Consider the following 21,115-nt stretch of genomic DNA (forward strand, 5'->3'; position numbering starts at 1 on the left):
AAAAACTGTGGTGGCAGGTACAGGATTCGAACCTGTGAAGCTTTCGCGACGGATTTACAGTCCGCTCCCATTGGCCGCTCGGGCAACCTGCCGCCAGACAGGTTACAACGAGCGAGTAGACAAAGCACAAACGCCTATCACCGGATGAAGGGACGGAATGCATGGCGGACTCATCGTTCGACATCGTCAGCAAAGTGGATCGCCAGGAGGTCGACAACGCGCTCAACCAGGCCGCAAAGGAGCTGGCCACGCGGTTCGACTTCCGCGGCACCGACACCACGATCGCCTGGAAGGGCGACGAGGCTATCGAGCTGACGTCGTCCACCGAGGAACGCGTCAAGGCGGCCGTCGACGTCTTCAAGGAGAAGCTGATCCGCCGGGACATCTCCATGAAGGCCTTCGACGCCGGCGAGCCCCAGGCCTCCGGCAAGACCTACAAGGTCAGCGGCTCGCTCAAGCAGGGCATCAGCAGCGAGAACGCCAAGAAGATCACCAAGCTGATCCGCGACGACGGCCCCAAGTCCGTCAAGACCCAGATCCAGGGCGACGAGATCCGGGTCACCAGCAAAAAGCGCGACGACCTGCAGGCCGTCCAAGCGCTGCTGAAGCAGGCCGACCTGGACGTGGCGCTGCAGTTCGTCAACTACCGGTGATCGCCGGTCGCGAGCGCGACGGTGCGGCCCGCGCGGTTTCGCGACTTCCTAGCCCGACCAACCGGTGGGTCTCTAGGCTAGTGACGAGTCCCACAATTTGAGCGAGGTTCACGATGACCGTGACGCCCCAGGAGGCCGCCGGCCACGGCGCGACCGAGGCCGACTACTTCGACGTCATCATCGTCGGCGCCGGCATCTCCGGCATTGACGCCGCCTACCGGATCACCGAACGCAATCCCCAGCTGACCTACACCGTCCTGGAGCGGCGCGCGCAGATCGGCGGGACGTGGGACCTGTTCCGCTACCCCGGGGTGCGCTCCGACAGCAGCATCTTCACGCTGTCCTTCCCGTTCGAGCCGTGGACCCGCGAAGAGGGCGTGGCCGACGGCGTGCACATCCGCGAGTACCTGGCCGCCACCGCGCGCAAGTACGGCATCGACCGCCACATCCGGTTCGACAGCTACGTGCGCTCGGCGGACTGGGACTCCGCGACCGACACCTGGACGGTCACCGTCGAACAGGGCGGGGAGCGCAGGCTCTACCGCGGCCGCTTCCTGTTCTTCGGCAGCGGCTACTACAACTACGACGAGGGCTACACCCCCGACTTCCCGGGCATCGAGGAGTTCCAGGGCACGGTGGTGCACCCCCAGCACTGGCCCGAGGACCTGGATTACGCCGGCAAGAAGGTCGTGGTGATCGGCAGCGGCGCGACCGCGGTGACGCTGCTGCCGTCGCTGTCGGACCGCGCCGCGAAAGTGACCATGCTGCAGCGCTCGCCCACCTATCTCATCTCGGCGTCCAAGTACGGCACGGTCGCCGCCGTCGCGCGAAAACTGCTGCCCCGCAAGCCCGCTCATCTGGTCGTCCGCATGTACAGCGCCCTGACCGAGGCGGTGTTCTTCGCGTTGTCCCGCAAGGCGCCGGGGTTCGTGCGGTGGCTGCTGCGGCGCAAGGCGATCAACAGCCTGCCGGCCGGATACGACGTCGACACCCACTTCAAGCCGCGGTACAACCCCTGGGACCAGCGGATGTGCCTGATCCCCGACGCCGACCTGTACGAGGCCATCAGCGCCGGGCGCGCCGACGTGGTCACCGACCACATCGACCATTTCGACGCGACCGGCATCGCACTCAAGTCCGGCGGGCACCTCGACGCCGACGTCATCGTCACCGCCACCGGCCTGCAGCTGCAGGCGCTGGGCGGGGCCACGATCAGCCTGGACGGCAACGAGATCAAGACCAGCGACCGGTTCGTCTACAAGGCGCACATGCTCGAAGACGTGCCGAACCTGTTCTGGTGTGTGGGCTACACCAACGCGTCGTGGACGCTGCGGGCCGACATCACCGCCCGGGCGACGGCAAAACTCATGGAGCACATGGCCTCTCACGGCTACACGCGCGCCGCCCCGCACCGCGGCAACGAGCCGATGACCGAGAAGCCGTCGTGGGACATCAACGCCGGCTACGTGTTGCGCTCGGTGCACGCGCTGCCTAAGTCCGGCACCAAGCGGCCGTGGAACGTGCGGCAGAACTATCTCGCCGACGCCATCGACTACCGCTTCGACCGCATCGAGGAGGCAATGGTGTTCGGCCGGACCGCCGACCGCACCGCGCTGGCCGGATAGCCACGCACGGGAGTTCGTGAACTACTCCCAAATCTCAGATGTCGGCAATACGCTGATCGCCATGGCATCTGAGAAGCGCGAACCCAAAGTCGTTGTCCTCGGTGGCGGCAGCTGGGGCACCACCGTGGCCTCAATCTGCGCGCGCCGCGGGCCGACGCTGCAATGGGTGCGCTCCGAGGAGACCGCCCGCGACATCAACGACAACCACCGCAACAGTCGCTACCTCGGCAACGACGTCGAGCTGAGCGACACCCTGCGCGCCACCACCGACTTCGCCGAGGCGGCGAACTCCGCCGACGTCGTGGTCATGGGCGTGCCCTCGCACGGCTTCCGCGGGGTGCTCACCGAGCTGGCCCGGGAGCTGCGGCCGTGGGTGCCGGTGGTGTCCCTGGTCAAGGGCCTCGAGCAGGGCACCAACATGCGCATGTCCCAAATCGTCGAGGAGGTGCTGCCCGGGCACCCCGCGGGCATCCTGGCCGGTCCGAACATCGCGCGCGAGGTCGCCGAGGGTTACGCCGCCGCCGCGGTGCTGGCCATGCCCGACCAGCATCTGGCGACGCGGCTGTCCGGGCTGTTCCGCACCAGGCGCTTCCGCGTGTACACCACCGACGACGTCATCGGGGCCGAAATGGCCGGGGCTTTGAAGAACGTGTTCGCCATCGCCGTCGGCATGGGGTACTCGCTGGGCATCGGCGAAAACACCCGAGCGCTGGTCATCGCCCGCGCGCTGCGGGAAATGACGAAGCTGGGCGTCGCGGTGGGTGGGGACCCGGACACCTTCCCGGGGCTGGCCGGGCTGGGCGACCTGATCGTCACGTGTACCAGCCAGCGCAGCCGCAACCGTCACGTCGGTGAACAACTGGGGGCGGGCAAACCGATCGACGAGATCATCGCCTCGATGAACCAGGTCGCCGAGGGGGTCAAGGCCGCCAGCGTGATCATGGAGTTTGCCAACGAATTCGGCCTCACCATGCCCATCGCCCGTGAGGTCGACGCCGTGATCAACCACGGCTCGTCCGTCGAGGAGGCCTACCGCGGCCTGATCGCCGAGGTGCCCGGCCACGAGGTGCACGGCGCGGGCTTCTGACCTGGGCGTCGCGGGCTGGCCAAATTCAAATCTTTGCGTTCTCTATGGGCCGCTCACGTCCGCTTGACCCCGGTTTGCCAGCAAAATACCGTCAGACCAGGTAGTCAGTGATTTTCCGGTTGCGATCCTGCTCGTCGTCCGGATGTAATCCGCTGCACGCCAACCCGTTACGAAGATGTAACTGGCCGCAAGAAGGGCGGATATCGGAACATCCCCCGCAAACTCCCAACGAGGGACGTGACCGATGCAAGACATTGAACGGGCGGGCGATCGGCTCCCCACCGCGTCACGCGCCGACCGGCTGCGCGGCATCATCCGGCACGACCTGCCCTCCTCGCTGGTGGTCTTTTTGGTCGCGCTCCCCCTGTCGCTGGGAATCGCGATCGCCTCGGGCGCCCCGGTGCTCGCCGGCCTGATCGCCGCGATCGTCGGGGGCATCGTCGTCGGCAGCGTGGGGGGCTCCCCGCTGCAAGTCAGCGGCCCCGCGGCCGGGCTGACCGTCATCGTCGCCGGGCTGGTTTCCGAGTTCGGTTGGGGCATCACGTGTTTGATCACCGTCGCCGCCGGGACCCTGCAGGTGCTGTTGGGGCTGAGCCGCGTGGCGCGCGCCGCCCTGGCGATTTCACCGGTCGTCGTGCACGCCATGCTGGCCGGCATCGGCATCACGATCGCCCTGCAGCAGGCGCACGTGTTGCTGGGCGGAAAATCCAAGAGCACCGCCTGGCACAACCTGATCGGCCTGCCCGGGCAGGTCGTCGGTGCGCACCGGCCGGGGGTCATCCTGGGCGTCCTGGTGATCGTCATCATGGTCGCCTGGCGGTGGGTGCCCGCCAAGGCTCGCCGGGTACCGGGTCCCCTGGTCGCGATCGTGGCGGTCACCGCGCTCTCGGTCGTCTTCGGATTTCACGTGCGCCGGATCGACCTCGAGGGGTCACCGCTGGACGCGCTGAGGCTGCCCGACCTTCCCCACGGCAACTGGGGCGCGTTCACCGTCGGGGTGATCACCGTCGCGCTCATTGCCAGCGTCGAGAGCCTGCTGTCGGCGGTGTCGGTCGACCGGATGCACAACGGGCCACGCACCGACTTCAACCGGGAGCTGGTGGGACAGGGCGCCGCCAACATCATCTCGGGGACCGTCGGCGGGCTGCCGATCACCGGGGTCATCGTCCGCAGCTCCACAAATGTCAACGCGGGCGCCAAATCCCGGGCGTCGGCGATCATGCACGGCGTCTGGATCCTGCTGTTCACCATTCCGTTCGCCGGACTGGTCGAGCAGATCCCCACCGCCGCGCTGGCCGGTCTGCTGATCGTCATCGGCGTCCAGCTGCTCAAGCCGGCGCACATCGAAACCGCAATGAAGCACGGCGATCTCGCCGTGTACGTGGTGACCGCCGTCAGCGTCATCTTCCTCAATCTGCTGCACGGCGTGCTGATCGGCCTCGCACTGGCCATCGCGCTGACCGGATGGCGAGTGATCCGGGCCAAGATCGAGGCGGAGCCGGTTGGCGACGAATGGCGGGTGACGATCGAGGGCGCGGCCTGCACCTTCCTGGCGCTCCCGAGGCTGACGCGGATGCTGACGTCGGTTCCGCGGGGCGCGACGGTGACGGTGGCGATCTCGGTCCATTACCTCGATCACGCTGCGCACCAAACGATTACCGACTGGCAGCGGCAGCACGAGGCGACAGGCGGGACCGTCGAAATCCGGGGTGTGATGGAGACGGGTCACCGCGCCGCGGACGAACCGCTGGTCGAGGCCCAGGCGCCCGGGGCCGCAGCGTAATTGCGCGCCCCGCGCTTATAGCGCGCCGCGCGCTCAGTCGACGTCGATCCTGATGTGCAGCCGCTTGCCGCACACCTGCGCCAGGCGCTGCAGCACGTCGACGCGCGGCACCTCGTCCCCGCTCTCCCACGCGGCCACGGCCTCGCGGGTGGTGCCCAGTGCGTGCGCCAGTTGTTCCTGGTTCATCCCGGCACCGGCACGGGTCTCGAAGACCAAATCGGGCAGATTCAGCGCCAGCCCGGCTTCGTGAATATCGATCGAGTCAGAGTGCGACATCGCCATCACCGCTTCCATCAATGGAAAGCCTAGGACTACAGCTAACTCCGATGTTACGTGCGGTTCGGCCGGTGTGCACGCGGCGTTTTACCGCCGTTTCCTACCGCCCGGCCATCTGCTCGAGGCGGCGGATGCGGTCCTCGATCGGCGGGTGCGTCGAGAAGAGCGACCCGATCCGCTCGCCGGCTCGAAATGGGCTGGCGATCATCAGGTGTGCCTGGCTGGCCAGCTGGGGCTCGGGCGGGAGCGGGGCCGCCTGGACCCCACCGGAGATCTTGCGCAGGGCCGACGCCAGGGCCAGCGGGTCCCCGGTCAACACCGCGCCCGATTCGTCCGCCTGGTATTCCCGCGACCGGGACACCGCGAGGCGCACGACCGTCGCCGCGATCGGGCCGAGCAACGAAACCAGCAGCAGCGCAAAGGGATTCTCGCCGTCGCGGCTGTTGCCGCCGAACATGCCGGCGAACATCGCCATGTTGGCCAACGCGGTGATCACCGACGCCATCGCACCGGCGATGCAGGAGATCAGGATGTCGCGGTTGTAGACATGCGACAGCTCGTGTCCCAGCACGGCGCGCAGCTCGCGTTCGGTGAGGATGCCCAAAATGCCGGTGGTGCAACACACCGCGGCGTTGCGCGGATTGCGGCCGGTCGCGAACGCGTTGGGCGCGTTGGTGTCGCTGATGTACAGCCGGGGCATCGGCTGGTGCGCGGCGGTGGCCAGCTCCCGGACGATCCGGTACATCGCCGGCGCCTGGAGCTCGGAAACCGGCTGCGCATGCATCGCCCGCAGCGCCAGCTTGTCGCTGTTGTAGTAGGTGTAGACGTTCATGCCGATGGCGAACAGCACCGCGAGAAACATCGCGGTCTTGCCGAACAACGAGCCCACAAACACGATCAACGCGGACATGCCGACCAAGAGGGCAAACGTCTTGAACCTGTTGGCATGCGGATGCCAGGTCATCGGTGTCCTCCTAGGACATTCCGGAGCACACTCCGGAACACTCGTTCATTGTCGACTATTGAACGCCCGAGACGGCCGAAGGAGTTCCGTGACGCGCTAGCCGTGCCGGCTGATGGTGTAGTCGACCAGCGTCTGCAGCGCGTGCCGGCCGGGCACGTCGGGCAGCAGCGCCAGCTCCTGGTGTGCCTGCGCCGCATAATCCTGCAGCGACCGCTTGGCCTTGGCCATGCCCTCCGACGCCCGCAGCAGCGCCAGCGCCTCGGCCACCGTCTCGTCGTCGTCGATGGGCCCGACCAGCAGCTCGCGCAGCCGCGCCGCGTCGGGGCCGGGTTCGCGCAGCGCGTAGACCATCGGCAAGGTGTGCACGCCCTCGCGCACGTCGGTGCCGGGCAGCTTGCCGGACTCGCGGGAGTCGCTGTCGATGTCGATGATGTCGTCGGAGATCTGGAAGGCGGTGCCCACGATGCCGCCGAGGCGGCTCAGCCGCTCCACCTGGTCGGCGTCGGCGCCCGAGAACATCGCGCCGAAGCGGCCCGCCGCGGCGATCAGGCACGCGGTCTTCTCGTAGACCACCTTCAGGTAGTGCTCGATCGGGTCCGCCCCCTCGGCCGCCCCCGTCAGGCCGCGGGTCTCGCGCATCTGCCCGGTCACCAGCTGGGCGAATGTCTCGGCGATCAGCCGCACCGCCTCGGGCCCCAGCCGGGACACCAGCCGCGAGGCGGTGGCGAACAGATAGTCCCCAGCCAGGATCGCGACGTTGTTGCCCCAGCGCACGTTGGCGGTGGGCGTGCCGCGGCGCACCTCGGCCTCGTCCATCACGTCGTCGTGATACAGCGTGGCCAGGTGCACCAGCTCGATCACGGCGCCGGCGATCGTCACGTCCGCGGCGTCGGGATTGGGCCCCAGCTGCGCCGACAGCACGGTGAACAGCGGCCGGAACCGCTTGCCGCCGGCCTTGAACAGGTGGGTCAGCGACTCGGTCATGATCTCGTCGGCGCTGCGCAGTTCGGTGTCCATGAGCTGCTCGATCCGCCCGACACCGTCGCGCACCGTCGCCGCGAAGGCCGCGTCGCCGAGATCAACGCCCGCCACCACCGTCGCCGGAGTATTCACGGGACCAAACATACTGGTGTGCATGAACACGGGAGCGACCCGAGCCCACGTGGTGGTGGTGGGCGCCGGACCCGCCGGTTCGGCGGCGGCGGCGTGGGCCGCGCGCGCAGGCCGCGAGGTCCTGGTTATCGATTCGGCGAGCTTCCCCCGCGACAAGGCCTGCGGTGACGGGCTGACCCCGCGCGCGGTCGCCGAGTGCGAACGCCTGGGGCTCGGGGACTGGCTGGACGCCCGCATCCGGCACCGCGGGCTGCGGATGAGCGGGTTCGGCGGCGAGGTGGAGGTGGACTGGCCCGGCCCGTCCTTCCCGTCGACCGGCAGCGCGGTGGCCCGCGTCGAGCTGGACGACCGGATCCGCAAAGTCGCCGAGGATTCCGGAGCGCGGATGCTGCTGGGCACCAAAGCCGTTGGCGTGCAACATGACTCATCGGGACGGGTGACATCGTTGACCTTGGCCGACGGCACCGAAGTCGGGTGCCGGCAGTTGATCGTGGCCGACGGCGCCCGTTCGTCGCTGGGGCGCAAGCTGGGCCGGCGCTGGCACCAGGAGACGGTGTACGGCGTGGCGGCCCGCGGGTACCTGAGCACGCCGCGCGCCGACGACCCCTGGCTGACCTCGCATCTCGAGCTACGCGGACCCGACGGCTCCAAGGACACAGTGCTGCCCGGCTACGGCTGGATTTTTCCGCTCGGCAACGGCGAGGTGAACATCGGCGTCGGGGCGCTGTCGACATCGAAACGACCCGCCGAGCTGGCGCTGCGGCCGCTGATCGACCACTACACCGACCTGCGCCGCGACGAGTGGGGCTTTGTCGGCCCGCCCCGGGCGGTGTCGTCGGCGCTGCTGCCGATGGGCGGCGCGGTGTCCGGGGTCGCCGGGCCCAACTGGATGCTGATCGGCGACGCCGCGGCGTGCGTGAACCCGCTCAACGGCGAAGGCATCGACTACGGGCTGGAGACGGGCCGGCTGGCCGCCGAGTTGCTGGACGGCCGCGACCTGTCGCAGGCGTGGCCGTCGCTGCTGCGGGAGCACTACGGTCGCGGCTTCTCGGTGGCGCGCCGGCTGGCGCTGCTACTGACCTTTCAGCGATTCCTGCCCGCGACCGGGCCGATCGCGATGCGCTCGACGACGCTGATGACCATCGCCGTGCGGGTGATGGCCAACCTGGTCACCGACGAGGACGCGGACTGGGTCGCGCGCGCCTGGCGGGGCGGTGGCCGGCTGTCCCGGCTGATCGACCGCCGCACCCCGTTCAGCTGAGCCGCGGCCGCATCGCCGCTGGTCGGAGGGCGCGGCGACCCTGCCGGGACGCACGATCGGCGCCCGCCGTTTGTCGGCGCGGCCGGAACCGGGCGTGTATAGTCCAGCTAATGAAGGGAACGATGCTGGCTACTATCGGTGCCGCTGCCGCTGCTGTTGCTGCTTTCGCGCTGGCCGCGCCGGCGCCGCTCTCCGCGCCCGCCCAGGCGGACCCGCCGCCGACGGCGCCGTACCCGACCCCGCGGACGCCGTCGCCGCCCAGCGACTACGACGCGCCGTTCAAGAACACGGTCAACGGGTTCGGCATCTACCAGCCGCAGGACCAACTGGCCTGGCTGGGCAAGATCACCTGCGACCGGATCGACCACGGCGTCGACCACGACGCCCACCAGTCCGCGACGTTCATCCAGCGCAACCTGCCGCGCGGCACCACCGAGGGCCAGTCGCTGCAGTTCCTGGGCGCGGCGGTCGACCACTACTGCCCGGAGCACATCGACGTCGTCCAAGCGGCCGGCAACCACTAAGTCCGTCTCAGCGCGGGGGCAGGTGCCCGGCGTGTAGGGCGACGATGCCACCCGTCAGGTTGCGCCACCGCACTCCCACCCAGCCGGCCTGGGTGAGCTGCTGCGCCAACCCCTCCTGATCGGGCCACGCCCGGATCGACTCCGCCAGGTACACGTAGGCCTCGGGGTTGCTGGACACCGCGCGCGCCACCCGCGGCAGCGCGCGCATCAGGTACTCCTTGTAGACGGTGGCGAACAGGCCGTTGGTGGGGGTGGAGAACTCGCACACCACCAATCGGCCGCCCGGGCGGGTGACGCGCGCCATCTCGCGCAGCGCGGCCTGGGTGTCGACGACGTTGCGTAGCCCGAAACTGATTGTGACGGCATCGAATACGTCGTCGGCGAACGGCAGCCTGGTGGCGTCGCCGGCAACCTTCGGCACGTGGCGCGCCGCCCCCGCCGCCAGCATGCCCACCGAGAAATCGGCGGCCACACACCACGCCCCGGATTTCTTCAGCTCGACGGTCGATACCGCGGTGCCCGCGGCGAGGTCCAGCACCCGCTGGCCCGGCCCGATCTCCAGCGCCGCCCGGGTGGCCTTGCGCCAGTGGCGGTCCTGGCCCATCGAGAGCACGGTGTTGGTCAGGTCATAGCGCCGGGCGACGCCGTCGAACATCGACGCGACGTCGCGGGGGTCCTTGTCCAACTCGGCGCGGCTCACCACACGGACGGTACCCCCAGGGAATTCCGCGGCGACAGCAGCGTTGCAACTCTGCGTGACTGACAAAGTGTGGTTCATCACCGGTACATCGCGCGGTTTCGGACGGGCGTGGGCGATCGCGGCACTCGAGCGGGGCGACAGGGTCGCCGCCACCGCGCGCGATACGGCGTCGCTGGACGATCTGGTGCGCAAGCACGGCGACGCGCTGTTGCCGATCCAGTTGGACGTGACCGACCGCGCCGCGGACTTCGCGGCCGTCAAGCGGGCGCACGATCACTTCGACCGCCTCGACATCGTGGTGAACAACGCCGGCTACGGGCAGTTCGGGTTCGTCGAGGAACTCTCCGAGCGAGACGCCCGCGACCAGATCGAGACCAATGTGTTTGGCGCACTGTGGATCACCCAGGCCGCGCTGCCGTACCTGCGCGAGCAGGGCAGCGGCCACATCATCCAGGTGTCCTCGATCGGGGGCATCACCGCGTTCCCGTTGGTCGGCATCTACCACGCGTCGAAATGGGCGCTGGAAGGCTTTTCCCAGGCGCTGGCCCAGGAGGTCGCCCAGTTCGGTGTGCACGTCACGCTGATCGAGCCGGGCGGCTTCGACACCGACTGGGCCGGCGCCTCGGCCAGGCACGCCGAGCGGCTGCCGGCCTACGACGACCTCCGCGCGGCCGTCGAGGCCGAACGCAGCCGGCGGTGGGCCAGCCCGGGCGACCCGTCCGCCTCGGCGGCCGCGCTACTGAAGGTGGTCGACGCCGAAAAGCCGCCGCTGCGAGTGTTCTTCGGCTCGTCCCCGCTGGAGACGGCCAAGGCCGACTACGAGAGCCGGCTCCGCACCTGGGAGGAATGGCAGCCCGTCGCCGAGTTGGCGCAGGGCTGATCGCGCCGTCACTCCCCCTGCGCGTACCGCCTGGCGGACAGCCGGCGCCGCTCGAACGGCGACAGCACCGCCTCGTAGTGGCCGAGCAGCTCGTCGCAGATCACCGACCAGCTGCGGCCGACGACGCTGCGCCGTGCGGCCGGCGCGTAGCGCGCCCGTTCGGCGAGCAGGTGCGCGACGGCCTCGGGCAGCCGGGCCTCGAACTCGTTGACCCCCAACAGCAGACCGGTACGCCACGGGGTGACGAGGTCACGTGGGCCGCCGGCGTCGGGGGCTATGACCGGCAACCCCGACGCCAGCGCTTCCTGCACGACCTGACAAAACGTCTCGTGCTCACCGGGGTGCACGAACACGTCCATGCTGGCGTACGCCGCGGCGAGCTCGTCGCCGTAGAGCGCACCCGTGAAAACCGCTGTCGGCATTGCCGATTGCAGTTTGTCGCGGTCGACGCCGTCACCCACGATGACGAGCTGCACCGCGCCGCCGGCGGCCAGCCCGGCGAGCCGCTCGACGTGTTTTTCCGGCGCGAGCCGGCCCACGAACCCGACGATGGGCTTGCCGTGCGGTGACCACCTCCGCCGCAGCGCCTCGTCGCGCGCCGACGGCGCGAACCGCAGCACGTCGACGCCGCGCGCCCACCGGTGCACCCGTGGAAAACGGTGGGCGACAAGCGCTTCCATCGTCACCGTGGACGGCGCCAGCGTGCGGTCGGCGAGGCCGTGCAGGTGCCGGAACCAGGCCCACGCGGCCCGTGCCGTCATCGGGATGCCGTAGCTGGCCGCGAAACCCGGGACGTCGGTCTGATACACCGCGACCGTCGGCACCCCCAACCACCGCGCCGCGCGCACCCCGCCATACCCCAGCAGCGCCGGCGACGCCAAATGCACGACGTGCGGGTCGAATCCGCGCAGGACGCTCACCAGCCGGGGCGTCGGCACGCCGAGCGGCAGCGTGGTCACCTTCGGGAACATTCGTGCGGGCACCCGGTGCACGCGGATGCCGTCGTGAATGCGCTCCGCCGGCGGTTCGCCGGGTGGCGTGTCGGGGGCGATGACGAGGGCCTCGTGGCCGGTGCGGCGCAGGTGCTCGAGCACCCGGATCACCGAGTTGCTGACACCGTTGACTTCCGGCAGGAAAGATTCCGCGACGATGGCAACGCGCACCCCATCACCGTCTCAGCGCCGCCTGTCGACAAGGTTGCCAACGGGCGTCCGTCACGCGAAATTTGCAGGTTCGGCGGTTTCGGCGCGGCGGTCCAGCCACTTGTCCAGCAGCGCCAGCGCCACCAGCAGCGCCGCCGCCCCGAGCCAGGCCACCACCGCGATGGACCCCGCCGGGATGATCGCCAGCCCCGCGTTGCGGTGCTGCACGCGGACCAGGTTCGGGTCGTTCTTGTTGTACTCGACGTAGATTCGCATCCCGGTGGCCAGGTGGGACGGGTAGAGCACCCCGAGTTCGGGGCGGTAGGTGACCCGCTCCGGGGTGACGAATTCGATGGTGGAGCGGCGCGGCCCGGCGCTGAGCACCTCCGCCTGCGCGACGCCCATGTTGTGGGTGATCGCAAGGTCGTTGCGCCACGCGCCGGCCACCAGCAGCACCGACTGCAGCGTGACCAGGCCGGCGACGATCAGCACCGCGATCCGGGCCCATCGCAACGCGACCCTGGCAGGCGTTTTCGGAGGTTCGTCGCTGCGTCCGTGAATCAGTAAGTGCAGCAGAACCTTTGGGGATCTCGCCATCTATGCGTGCCTCACAGCGCCGCCTTGATGGCGGCGTGCAGCTGCCGCAACGAGGAGCGATCTGCCTTGACTTCCAGCACCCGCATCCCGGGGCCGGGATCGTCGAGGGCGGCGTGCAATTCGTCGACCTCGATCTGGCGGCTCTCCACGTGATACGCGCGGCACAGCGCCCCCACGTCGACGTCGTGCGGGGTTCCGAAGATCCGCGACGACACGTCGGAGAACCGGGGGTCGCCCTGCTCGAGCAGTTCGAAGATGCCGCCGCCGTTGTCGTTGGAGACCACGATGGTCAGGCGGCGCGGGGTGGGTTCGGTGGGGCCGATCAGCAGCCCGGAGCTGTCGTGCACGAAGGTCAGATCGCCGATCAGCGCGACGGTCCGCGCCGGGTTGTCCGGGTCGCCCACGCGTTCGTGGGCGAGTGCCGCCCCGATCGCGGTGGACACGGTGCCGTCGATCCCGGCTACCCCGCGGTTGGAGCGCACCCGGATGCCGTGGGTGTCCAGGCCGACCAGCGCCGCGTCGCGGACCGGGTTGGACGCCCCGAGCACCAGCTGGTCGCCGGGCCGCAGCGCGTCGGCCACCGCCGCCGCGACGTGCAAACCGGTGGTCAGCGGGTGCGCCGCGAGCTGGCCCCGCACCGCGTCGTTCGCGTGCCGGTTCGTCTCGGCGCACCGGTGCAGCCACGCCGGGTTCGGCGCCCCGGTGGTGACCGCCCGCGTGCCGGTGGCCTGCGAGTTTCCCGAGACGTCGGGCCAGCGGGGGCCGGTGGTCAGCGCGAACACCGGCACCTTGGGGTCGGCCAGCAGCGCCGACACCGGGCGGTGCAGGGTCGGGCGGCCGAGCATGATCACCTGCTTGGGCCGCAGCAACGGCAGCGCCAGGGGGTGCAGCGGGTTTTCGGGGGCGGGCGCGGTCGGTTCGGCCACGGTGGGCAGCTGGGCGAGGGCGGGATGGGTGCCGGCGCCGTGGCCGGCGATGACGACCGTGTCGGGCGTCAGGTCGATCTCCAGCGGCTGGTCGAAGGTGACCGGCGGGGTGTAGGTCCATGGCCGGCCGCCCGGGCGGCCCGGCGGGAGCACCGCGCCGCGGGGTTCGGGATCCGGCACCAGCGGTTCGCGCAGCGGGATGTCGAACTGGACGGGTCCCGCGTTGGCGGTGCGCGATCCGGTGGCGGCCGCCAGCACCCGGCAGGTGGCCGAGCGCCAGGTGGCGTTGTGCGCGTCCAGCCGCTCGGGGGCGTCCTCGGCGAGGCCCAGGCTGATGGTGGCCCGGACCTGGGTGCCGAAGTAGCCCAGCTGCTCCATCGTCTGGTTGGCCCCGGTGCCCAGGAGTTCGTAGGGCCGGTTGGCCGACAGCACGATCAGCGGCACCCGCGCGTAGTTGGCCTCCACCACGGCCGGGCCCAGGTTGGCCACGGCCGTGCCGGACGTCATGGCGACGCACACCGGCGCGCCGGCTGCGATCGCCAGGCCGATGGCCAGGTAGCCGGCGGTGCGTTCGTCGATGCGGACGTGCAGCCGGATCCGGCCCGACCGGTCGGCGTCCTGCAGCGCGAAGGCGAGCGGCGCGTTCCGCGAACCCGGGCACAACACCACGTCGCGGACGCCGCCGCGAATCAGCTCGTCAACGACCACGCGAGCCTGGGTCGTCGAGGGGTTCACTCCTACAGGGTGTCACAGCCCGCTTAGCACACGTCGAGCGTGGAGTTGTTGGGGCAAATCGCCGCGATTTCGCCCCACAAGTCGACACTCGGCGCCTACCTCGGCTCGGCGAGGGCGCCTACGTCGGCTCGGCCGGGAACCTAGCGCGGCTCGGCCGGGCGCCTATCGCGGCTCGGCGAAGAACTTGAGCATGGCGGCGTTGACGGCGTCGGGCCGCTCGAAGAACCCGAGGTGCCCGGTGTCGGGGATCTGCATGTAGCGGCCGTTGGGCAGCGCGTCGGCGACCTCCCGGCCCAGATACGGCGGCGTCAGGACGTCGTCGGAGAAGCCGATCACCAGCACCGGCGTCGCGATGCTGCGGTACGCCGACAACCGGCTGGTGTAGGGCGCGACGTCCAGCTGGGCGCGCATGCCCGGGGTGGGCTTGACCGGCCAGGTGGAAAACATCGCGATCCAGTCGGCGACCGCGGTGTCGTCGTTGAGCGTCTTGCGGGAAAAGTTTTCCAGCAGGCGGATTTTCGCCTCGTAGGCGGCCGGCAGCGTGACGCCGGCGTCGGCCAGCTCAGCCTCGGCGTCGCGGAAGAACTGCCGCGCACGGTCCATGCGGCCGCGGGTGCCCATCAGGACCGCCGCGCTGACCAGATCCGGCCGGGCGAGCATGAGTTCCTGGGTGATGAAGGCGCCCATCGACATTCCGACGATGCGGGCGGGGGCGGCGTTCAGCCCCTCGATCAGCGCCACGGTGTCGGCGACCATCGTTTGCGTCGAGAAGCCGTCGGCGTTCTCCGTGGCGCCGATCCCGCGATTGTCGAAGGTGATGACGCGGTATCCGGCCGCCAGGAACGCGGGGACTTGATAGGGGTGCCAGGTCCGTCCGGCGCCGCCGTGGCCGGCGATAAAGACCACGGGCTCACCGGAGCCGCGGTCGTCGTAAGCCAGGTTGATCACCCGGACGACGGTACAAGCAACCGATGGCACGCCTTGACCCGGTCGATCCACCACTGCCGACGCTCGGGTGGTGCCGCCAGCGCGGCCAGCCGCGCCGGATCCGGCGTCACCGGCCCCACGGCCAGGTGCCCGTCGACGGGCGGGGCGGTCTCGGCCACGTCGTCCACGAACAGCCCGCCGGTGCCCAGCCCGCAGGCGTGCCGAAGCCGCGGCAGTGCCGCCGCCGCGGTCAGCCCGGTGCCGATCCCGACCGCCGAGTCCAGCGCGCTGGAGACCACGACGGGGATGTCGATCTGGTCGGCAATGGCGAGCATGGCCGAAATACCGCCCAGCGGGGCGACTTTGAGCACCGCGATGTCGGCCGCCCCGGCGCGGACCACGGCCAGCGGGTCCTCGGCCTTGCGGATGCTTTCGTCGGCGGCGATCGGCACGTCGACGCGGTGCCGCAGCTCGGCGAGTTCGCCGACCGTCGCGCAGGGTTGTTCGAGGTACTCCAGCGGGCCGTCGGCGGTCAACGCCGCGGCCGCCTCGACCGCCTGCTCGACGCTCCAGCCGCCGTTGGCGTCCACCCGCACGGTCGGCACCAGGTCGCGCACCGCATTGACCCGGGCGACGTCGTCGGCCAGCGTCTGGCCGGGCTCGGCGACCTTCACCTTGGCCGTCCCCGCGCCGGGAAAGCGGGCCAGGACCTCGCCCACCTGGGCGGCGGGCACGGCCGGCACCGTGGCGTTGATCGGGATGCGGTCCCGGCGGACCGGCGGCGGCTGCCGGTAGGCGGCCTCGATGCCGCAGGCCAGCCAGTGCGCGGCCTCGGGCGGCTCGTATTCGACGAAAGCCCCGAACTCCCCCCAGCCGGCCGGGCCCTCGATCAGCGCGACCTCGCGGGTGGTGATGCCGCGGAACCGCACCCGCATGGGCAGCGCCACCACGTGCAGGCGGTCCAGCAGGTCCTCGAGGGGCGGCGTCACGCGCTGTAGACCTGGCGGCCCGCCAGATAGGTCGCCCGCACGTCGAGGTCGGCGATCCGCTCGGGGGACACGGTGCGCGGGTCTGCCGAGAGCACCACGAGATCGGCGTACTTGCCGACCTCCAGCGAGCCGATCACGTCGTCGGAGAACAGCTGCCAGGCGGCGTCGATGGTCTGGGCGCGGATCGCCTGCTCGACCGTCAGCCGCTCCTCGGGTCCGAGCACCCGGCCGCTGGGCGCCGTGCGGGTCACCGCCACGCTGATGTTGCGCAGCGGCTCCTCGGGCGTGACCGGCGGATCGTTGTGCAGCGAGATCCGCATCCCGGTGGCCACCGCGGATCCCGCTGGCATCCAACGGGTTCCGCGCTCCTCGCCGAACAGCCCGTCGACGATGACGTCGCCCCAGTAGTGGATCTGGTCGACGAAGATGCTGCAGGTGACGCCGAGGTCGTGGGCGCGCCGCAGCTGCTCGGGCCGGATGGCGCCGACGTGTTCGAGCCGCAGCCGGTGGTCGTCGCGCGGATGGCGCCTGAGGACATCTTCGTAGACGTCGAGGATGGTGTCGACGCCCGCGTCGCCCTGCACGTGGCAGGCCATCGGCCAGCCGAGCGGGAAGTAGGCGCCGACGATCTCGTGCAGCTGCTCTTTCGTGTAGTTGGCGCAGCCGCAGGACCCGGGCGCGACGCCGATGATGCGGGTGGCCTCGGTGTCCAGGTACGGGAATGAGAGGTCGATGTTGCCGATCCAGGGCGAGCCGTCGACCCAGATCTTGATGCCGACCTGGCGCAGGATGTCGTCGCCCTGCCCGGGTGTGGCGTCGGTGGACATTTGCGGGTTGGAGATCTCGTAGGTCCGCAGCCGGACCGTCAGCTGGGAGCGCAGCCCTTCCACCAACGGCCGAAAGCCGGGGTCGAAGGCCATCTCCGAGCAGGTGGTCAGCCCGGCCCGGTTGAGCCGGGCGCATTCGGCGAGCAGCATCCGCGGATAGTCGGCGAAGTCGATGACCCCGCCCAGCAGCGGGAACACCGCCCCGGTCTCCTCGGCGGTGCCGTCGAGTTCGCCGTCGGCGTCGCGGCCGTACTTGGCGCCCTTGGGGTCGGGGGTGTCGCGGTTCAGGCCGTGCAGCTGGGCGGCGCGCGAGTTGAAGTACGCCTTGTGCCCGGAATTGTGCATGATCACCAGCGGGGTGTCGGGCGCGATGCCGTCGAGCCAGCCCAGCGTCGGCTCCGGAAGTCCGTTCTGCAGCAGCGGATCCCAGCCGTTGAGGTAGGCGCCGTCGGATCCGCGCCGCGCGACCTCGGAACGCACCGCGGCGACGACGTCGTCGGCGCTGCGCATGGTGACCGGGCGGATGTCGACGAGGCGGTCCGACAGGGCGACCGCCTCCATCAGCGGATGGCCATGGGCCTCAACGAATCCCGGCATGACGCAGCCGTCACCGACGTCGACGGTCTGGGTGTCGGGCCCGATCGCGTCGGCGACCTCGGCACGAGTCCCGACGGCGACGATCCGGCCGTCGGCCACGGCGAGCGCCTCGGCAGTGGGCCGGGCCTCGTCGACGGTCAGGATGGTTCCGGTCACGACGAGATCTGCCTGCCCCATGGATAGGGATGGTAATGATCGGTGGGGTCTTCGAGGGTGCGGCTGACCCAAATTGCAACACGTTCTAGTCTTGCCACATGAGTGACGAGCTGCTGCGCAACCCGACCCACAACGGCCACCTGCTCGTGGGCGCCCTCAAGCGCCACAAGAACAAGCCGGTGCTGTTCCTCGGCGACACCACGCTGACCGGTGGTCAGATGGCCGAGCGGATCAGTCAGTACATCCAGGCGTTCGAGGCGCTCGGCGCGGGCACCGGTGTGGCGGTCGGACTGCTGTCGCTCAACCGCCCCGAGGTGCTGCTGATTATCGGCGCCGGCCAGACCCGCGGCTATCGGCGCACCGCCCTGCACCCGCTGGGCTCGCTGGACGACCACGCGTACGTGCTCAACGACGCCGGCATCAGCTCGCTGATCATCGACCCCAACCCGATGTTCGTCGAGCGCGCGCTGGCCCTGCTGGAGAAGGTGCCGGGGCTCAAGCAGATCCTGACCATCGGGCCGGTGCCCGAGGCGTTGAACGGTGTCGCGGTCGACCTGGCGGCCGAGGCGGCCCAGTACGACCCGCAGCCGCTGGTCGCCGCGGACCTGCCGCCGGATCAGGTCATCGGCCTGACCTACACCGGCGGCACCACCGGCAAGCCCAAGGGAGTGATGGGCACCGCGCAGTCGATCTCGTCGATGACCCAGATCCAGCTCTCGGAGTGGGAGTGGCCGGAGGATCCGCGGTTCTTGATGATCACCCCGCTCTCGCACGCGGGGGCGGCGTATTTCCTGCCCACCCTGATCAAGGGCGGCGAGATGCACGTGCTGCCCAAGTTCGACCCGGCAGATGTGCTGAAAACCATTGAGGAGAAACGCATTACGGCCACCTTCCTGGTGCCGTCGATGCTGTACGCGCTGATGGACCACCCCGATTCGCACACCCGCGACCTGTCGTCGCTGCAGACCGTCTATTACGGCGCGTCGGCGATCAACCCGGTTCGGCTGGCCGAGGCGATCCGCCGGTTCGGCAAGATCTTCGCGCAGAACTACGGGCAGTCCGAGGCGCCGATGGCCATCACCTACCTGGCCAAGAACGAGCACGACGAGAAGCGGCTCACCTCGTGCGGGCGCCCGACCCTGTTCGCGCGGGTGGCGCTGCTGGGCGAGGACGGCAAGCCGGTCCCCCAGGGCGAGCCCGGCGAAATCTGTGTCAGCGGACCGCTTTTGGCCGGCGGGTACTGGAATTTGCCCGACGAGACGGCGAAGACTTTCAAAGACGGCTGGTTGCACACCGGCGACATGGCCCGCGAGGACGAGGACGGCTTCTACTTCATCGTCGACCGGGTCAAGGACATGATCGTCACCGGTGGCTTCAACGTCTTCCCCCGCGAGGTCGAGGACGTCGTCGCCGAGCACCCGGCGATCGCCCAGGTATGCGTGGTCGGCGCGCCGGACGAGAAGTGGGGCGAGGCCGTCACCGCAGTGGTGGTGCTGCGCTCCGACGCGCCCCGCGACGACGCCGCGATCGAGAAGATGACCGCCGAGATCCAGGCCGCGGTCAAGGACCGCAAGGGCTCGGTGCAGTCACCCAAGCGGGTGGTGATCGCCGAATCGCTGCCGTTGACCGGGCTGGGCAAGCCGGACAAGAAGGCCGTGCGCGCGCAGTTCTGGGAGGGCGCCGAACGCTCGGTGGGTTGAGCATTGCGCGGGTTGCGCCGAGCGCCCGGCCCGCCGGGCGCTGGCGGCGCGGCGCCCGGCTGGCCGGGCGCTCGGTCAGGTCGCCGAGACGCCGGCCACCAGCAGGTCGAGCATGCGGCCGGTCTGCTCCGATGAACCGCTGACCAAAAAGATGCCGATGAGGCTGGACACCACGTCGTCGGCGCGCACGTCGGCGCGCAGGCTGCCGTCGTCGGCGCCCGCCCGCAACAGCAGCTCGACGGCGCCGACGATGCTGTCGCGGGTCTGGCTGGGTTCCATTGCGCCAGAATCGAAGATCGCCTGCAGGGACTCGGCCATGCCGCGCTTGGCGGCCACGAAGCCCGCGTAGCGGTCCATCCAGCGTCGCAGCGCCGTCGTGGGCGGATGCCGCCCGAGCAGCTGCTCGGCGGCCGCGGCCACCTCGGCGAGCTCGGCCCGGTAGATGGCCTCGACGAGGGCCTCCCGATTGGGGAAATGGCGGTACAGCGTGCCGATCCCGACGCCCGCGTCGCGGGCGATCGACTCGAGCGAGGCCGCCGCGCCGTGCTCGGTGAACGCCGCGGTGGCCGCCAACAGCAGCCGCTCGCGATTGCGGCGCGCATCCGACCTTCCCACCAAAGCGGAGGCACCTCCGTTTCTGCTACGCTGACGAAAGCGGAGGACCCTCCGCATTTTTCCAGTGTCTCACGATCAAGGGAGCACCATGACCGATCTCAACCCCGGCGGCATCGGCACCATCGGATCGCATCCCGTCGCCCGCATGGGCTACGGCGCCATGCAACTGTTCGAGACCTCCCCGCAGGACGCGGCGGCGGTGCTGCGGCGCGCGATCGACCTCGGCGTCAACCACATCGACACCGCGTCGTTCTACGGTCCCGGCGAGGTCAACCGCCGGATCCGCGCGGCGCTGGCCCCCTACCCGGACGACCTCGTCATCGTCAGCAAGGTCGGCGCCCGCTACACCGGCGAGCAACCCATCCCGCTGGCTCCAGCGCAACGGCCCTCCGAGCTGCGCGCCGCCGTCGAGGACGACCTGCGCCAGCTCGGCCTCGACCGCGTCCCGGTGGTGAACCTGCGGCGGCTCGACTCGGGCATCGGCATGGCCGCCGAGGGCGATCAGATCGTCGACCTCGACGACCAGCTGGCCGAGATGATCGCCCTGCGCGACGAGGGCAAGATCGGCGCGATCGGGCTCAGCAGCGTGTCGCTCGACGTGCTGCGGCGGGCGCTGCCCGCCGGCATCGCCTGTGTGCAGAACGCCTACAGCCTGCTGGACCGCTCCCAGGAAGCCGCGCTCGAGCTGTGCGTCGACGAGGGCATCGCGTGGGTGCCGTACTTCCCGCTCGGCTCCGCCTTGCCCGGATTCCCGAAGGTCGCCGACGATCCGGTGGTGGCCGGCATCGCCGGCGAGCTGGGCGTCTCCGGCGCCCGGGTCGGGTTGGCCTGGATCCTGGCGCATGCGCCGAACACGTTGCTGATTCCGGGCACCCGGTCGATCGCCCACCTCGAGGAGAACATGGCCGCGGCCGACGTCACGCTGAGCGCCGAGGCGATCGCCCGGCTCGACGCGGTCGCCACACCCGGCGTCGACCCCTGGGCGCAGGGCGCCGAGCCCTTCCGGGAGGCGTCCCGGAGCTGACTAGTGTGTCAGGC

General features: G+C 70.0%; 20 protein-coding genes and 1 tRNA gene. 9 read left to right on the forward strand and 12 right to left on the reverse strand.

Going from position 1 to position 21,115, the window contains the following annotated elements:
* Positions 1 to 8 precede the first annotated feature (8 nt).
* Positions 9 to 92, reverse strand: a tRNA-Tyr gene (locus OCQ_RS22295).
* 69 nt (positions 93 to 161) lie between these two features.
* Here OCQ_RS22295 and OCQ_RS22300 point away from each other — a divergent pair.
* From OCQ_RS22300 to OCQ_RS22315, 4 genes are all read left to right on the forward strand, one after another.
* Positions 162 to 653, forward strand: a complete 492-nt coding sequence (locus OCQ_RS22300) for a YajQ family cyclic di-GMP-binding protein (protein ID WP_008261003.1) — start codon at positions 162 to 164, stop codon at positions 651 to 653.
* A gap of 113 nt (positions 654 to 766) precedes the next feature.
* Positions 767 to 2,278 carry a flavin-containing monooxygenase gene (locus OCQ_RS22305; protein WP_009951851.1) on the forward strand — a complete coding sequence of 504 codons (1,512 nt, stop codon included), beginning with the start codon at positions 767 to 769 and terminating at the stop codon, positions 2,276 to 2,278.
* Between the two features lie 61 nt (positions 2,279 to 2,339).
* On the forward strand, positions 2,340 to 3,365 hold the full coding sequence (locus OCQ_RS22310) for an NAD(P)H-dependent glycerol-3-phosphate dehydrogenase (protein WP_008261006.1): 1,026 nt from the start codon (positions 2,340 to 2,342) through the stop codon (positions 3,363 to 3,365).
* A 244-nt stretch (positions 3,366 to 3,609) separates the two neighbouring features.
* Complete coding sequence (locus tag OCQ_RS22315; RefSeq protein ID WP_008261008.1) at positions 3,610 to 5,148, forward strand: SulP family inorganic anion transporter; 1,539 nt, start codon at positions 3,610 to 3,612, stop codon at positions 5,146 to 5,148.
* 33 nt (positions 5,149 to 5,181) lie between these two features.
* Here the strand turns inward: OCQ_RS22315 and OCQ_RS22320 are convergent, their stop codons facing one another.
* The 3 genes from OCQ_RS22320 to grcC1 form a co-directional block, all read right to left on the reverse strand.
* Positions 5,182 to 5,442 (reverse strand): helix-turn-helix transcriptional regulator, encoded by a 261-nt coding sequence (locus OCQ_RS22320; protein WP_008261010.1) that lies wholly within the window; start codon positions 5,440 to 5,442, stop codon positions 5,182 to 5,184.
* 82 nt (positions 5,443 to 5,524) lie between these two features.
* Positions 5,525 to 6,388, reverse strand: coding sequence for a zinc metalloprotease HtpX (htpX, locus tag OCQ_RS22325; RefSeq protein ID WP_008261012.1), 864 nt, complete (start codon positions 6,386 to 6,388; stop codon positions 5,525 to 5,527).
* 96 nt (positions 6,389 to 6,484) lie between these two features.
* A complete protein-coding gene (gene grcC1, locus OCQ_RS22330; protein ID WP_008261013.1) occupies positions 6,485 to 7,501 on the reverse strand; it encodes a nonaprenyl/(2E,6E)-farnesyl/geranylgeranyl diphosphat synthase in 1,017 nt (338 codons plus the stop codon).
* 22 nt (positions 7,502 to 7,523) lie between these two features.
* Between grcC1 and menJ the strand changes: the two genes are divergently transcribed.
* Together menJ and OCQ_RS22340 are read left to right on the forward strand one after the other, a co-directional pair.
* A complete protein-coding gene (menJ, locus tag OCQ_RS22335; RefSeq protein WP_036459730.1) occupies positions 7,524 to 8,762 on the forward strand; it encodes a menaquinone reductase in 1,239 nt (412 codons plus the stop codon).
* A gap of 110 nt (positions 8,763 to 8,872) precedes the next feature.
* Positions 8,873 to 9,286, forward strand: a complete 414-nt coding sequence (locus OCQ_RS22340; RefSeq protein WP_008261015.1) for a DUF732 domain-containing protein — start codon at positions 8,873 to 8,875, stop codon at positions 9,284 to 9,286.
* 7 nt (positions 9,287 to 9,293) lie between these two features.
* Here the strand turns inward: OCQ_RS22340 and OCQ_RS22345 are convergent, their stop codons facing one another.
* On the reverse strand, positions 9,294 to 9,986 hold the full coding sequence (locus OCQ_RS22345) for a demethylmenaquinone methyltransferase (RefSeq protein ID WP_014712415.1): 693 nt from the start codon (positions 9,984 to 9,986) through the stop codon (positions 9,294 to 9,296).
* 55 nt (positions 9,987 to 10,041) lie between these two features.
* On the opposite strand from OCQ_RS22345, the gene OCQ_RS22350 reads away from it, so the two are divergent.
* Positions 10,042 to 10,866 carry an SDR family oxidoreductase gene (locus tag OCQ_RS22350; RefSeq protein ID WP_014712416.1) on the forward strand — a complete coding sequence of 275 codons (825 nt, stop codon included), beginning with the start codon at positions 10,042 to 10,044 and terminating at the stop codon, positions 10,864 to 10,866.
* Positions 10,867 to 10,874: 8 nt separating this feature from the next.
* Here the strand turns inward: OCQ_RS22350 and OCQ_RS22355 are convergent, their stop codons facing one another.
* The 6 genes from OCQ_RS22355 to OCQ_RS22380 all read right to left on the reverse strand — a co-directional run bounded on the left by OCQ_RS22355 (position 10,875) and on the right by OCQ_RS22380 (position 17,783).
* A complete protein-coding gene (locus OCQ_RS22355; protein WP_014385842.1) occupies positions 10,875 to 12,029 on the reverse strand; it encodes a glycosyltransferase family 4 protein in 1,155 nt (384 codons plus the stop codon).
* A 51-nt stretch (positions 12,030 to 12,080) separates the two neighbouring features.
* Complete coding sequence (locus OCQ_RS22360; RefSeq protein ID WP_036459733.1) at positions 12,081 to 12,605, reverse strand: DUF3592 domain-containing protein; 525 nt, start codon at positions 12,603 to 12,605, stop codon at positions 12,081 to 12,083.
* Positions 12,606 to 12,616: 11 nt separating this feature from the next.
* Complete coding sequence (gene menD / locus OCQ_RS22365; RefSeq protein ID WP_041785228.1) at positions 12,617 to 14,266, reverse strand: 2-succinyl-5-enolpyruvyl-6-hydroxy-3-cyclohexene-1-carboxylic-acid synthase; 1,650 nt, start codon at positions 14,264 to 14,266, stop codon at positions 12,617 to 12,619.
* A 162-nt stretch (positions 14,267 to 14,428) separates the two neighbouring features.
* The gene (locus tag OCQ_RS22370; protein ID WP_009951861.1) at positions 14,429 to 15,214 is read right to left on the reverse strand and encodes an alpha/beta fold hydrolase; all 786 of its coding nucleotides are present in this window, start codon (positions 15,212 to 15,214) and stop codon (positions 14,429 to 14,431) included.
* A complete protein-coding gene (locus OCQ_RS22375; RefSeq protein ID WP_373306604.1) occupies positions 15,211 to 16,128 on the reverse strand; it encodes an o-succinylbenzoate synthase in 918 nt (305 codons plus the stop codon). Before OCQ_RS22375 ends, OCQ_RS22370 begins: the two co-directional genes overlap by 4 nt.
* Before the next feature lie 50 nt (positions 16,129 to 16,178).
* Positions 16,179 to 17,783 (reverse strand): amidohydrolase, encoded by a 1,605-nt coding sequence (locus tag OCQ_RS22380; protein WP_014385845.1) that lies wholly within the window; start codon positions 17,781 to 17,783, stop codon positions 16,179 to 16,181.
* A 77-nt stretch (positions 17,784 to 17,860) separates the two neighbouring features.
* On the opposite strand from OCQ_RS22380, the gene fadD8 reads away from it, so the two are divergent.
* Positions 17,861 to 19,462 carry a fatty-acid--CoA ligase FadD8 gene (fadD8, locus tag OCQ_RS22385; RefSeq protein ID WP_014385846.1) on the forward strand — a complete coding sequence of 534 codons (1,602 nt, stop codon included), beginning with the start codon at positions 17,861 to 17,863 and terminating at the stop codon, positions 19,460 to 19,462.
* Positions 19,463 to 19,537: 75 nt separating this feature from the next.
* On the opposite strand, the gene OCQ_RS22390 is transcribed toward fadD8, so the two are convergent.
* The gene (locus OCQ_RS22390; protein ID WP_038537675.1) at positions 19,538 to 20,080 is read right to left on the reverse strand and encodes a TetR/AcrR family transcriptional regulator; all 543 of its coding nucleotides are present in this window, start codon (positions 20,078 to 20,080) and stop codon (positions 19,538 to 19,540) included.
* An 85-nt stretch (positions 20,081 to 20,165) separates the two neighbouring features.
* On the opposite strand from OCQ_RS22390, the gene OCQ_RS22395 reads away from it, so the two are divergent.
* The gene (locus tag OCQ_RS22395; RefSeq protein ID WP_008261042.1) at positions 20,166 to 21,101 is read left to right on the forward strand and encodes an aldo/keto reductase; all 936 of its coding nucleotides are present in this window, start codon (positions 20,166 to 20,168) and stop codon (positions 21,099 to 21,101) included.
* Positions 21,102 to 21,115: the final 14 nt, after the last annotated feature.

It is taken from the genome of Mycobacterium paraintracellulare, assembly GCF_000276825.1.
GTDB classification, from domain to species: domain Bacteria; phylum Actinomycetota; class Actinomycetes; order Mycobacteriales; family Mycobacteriaceae; genus Mycobacterium; species Mycobacterium intracellulare.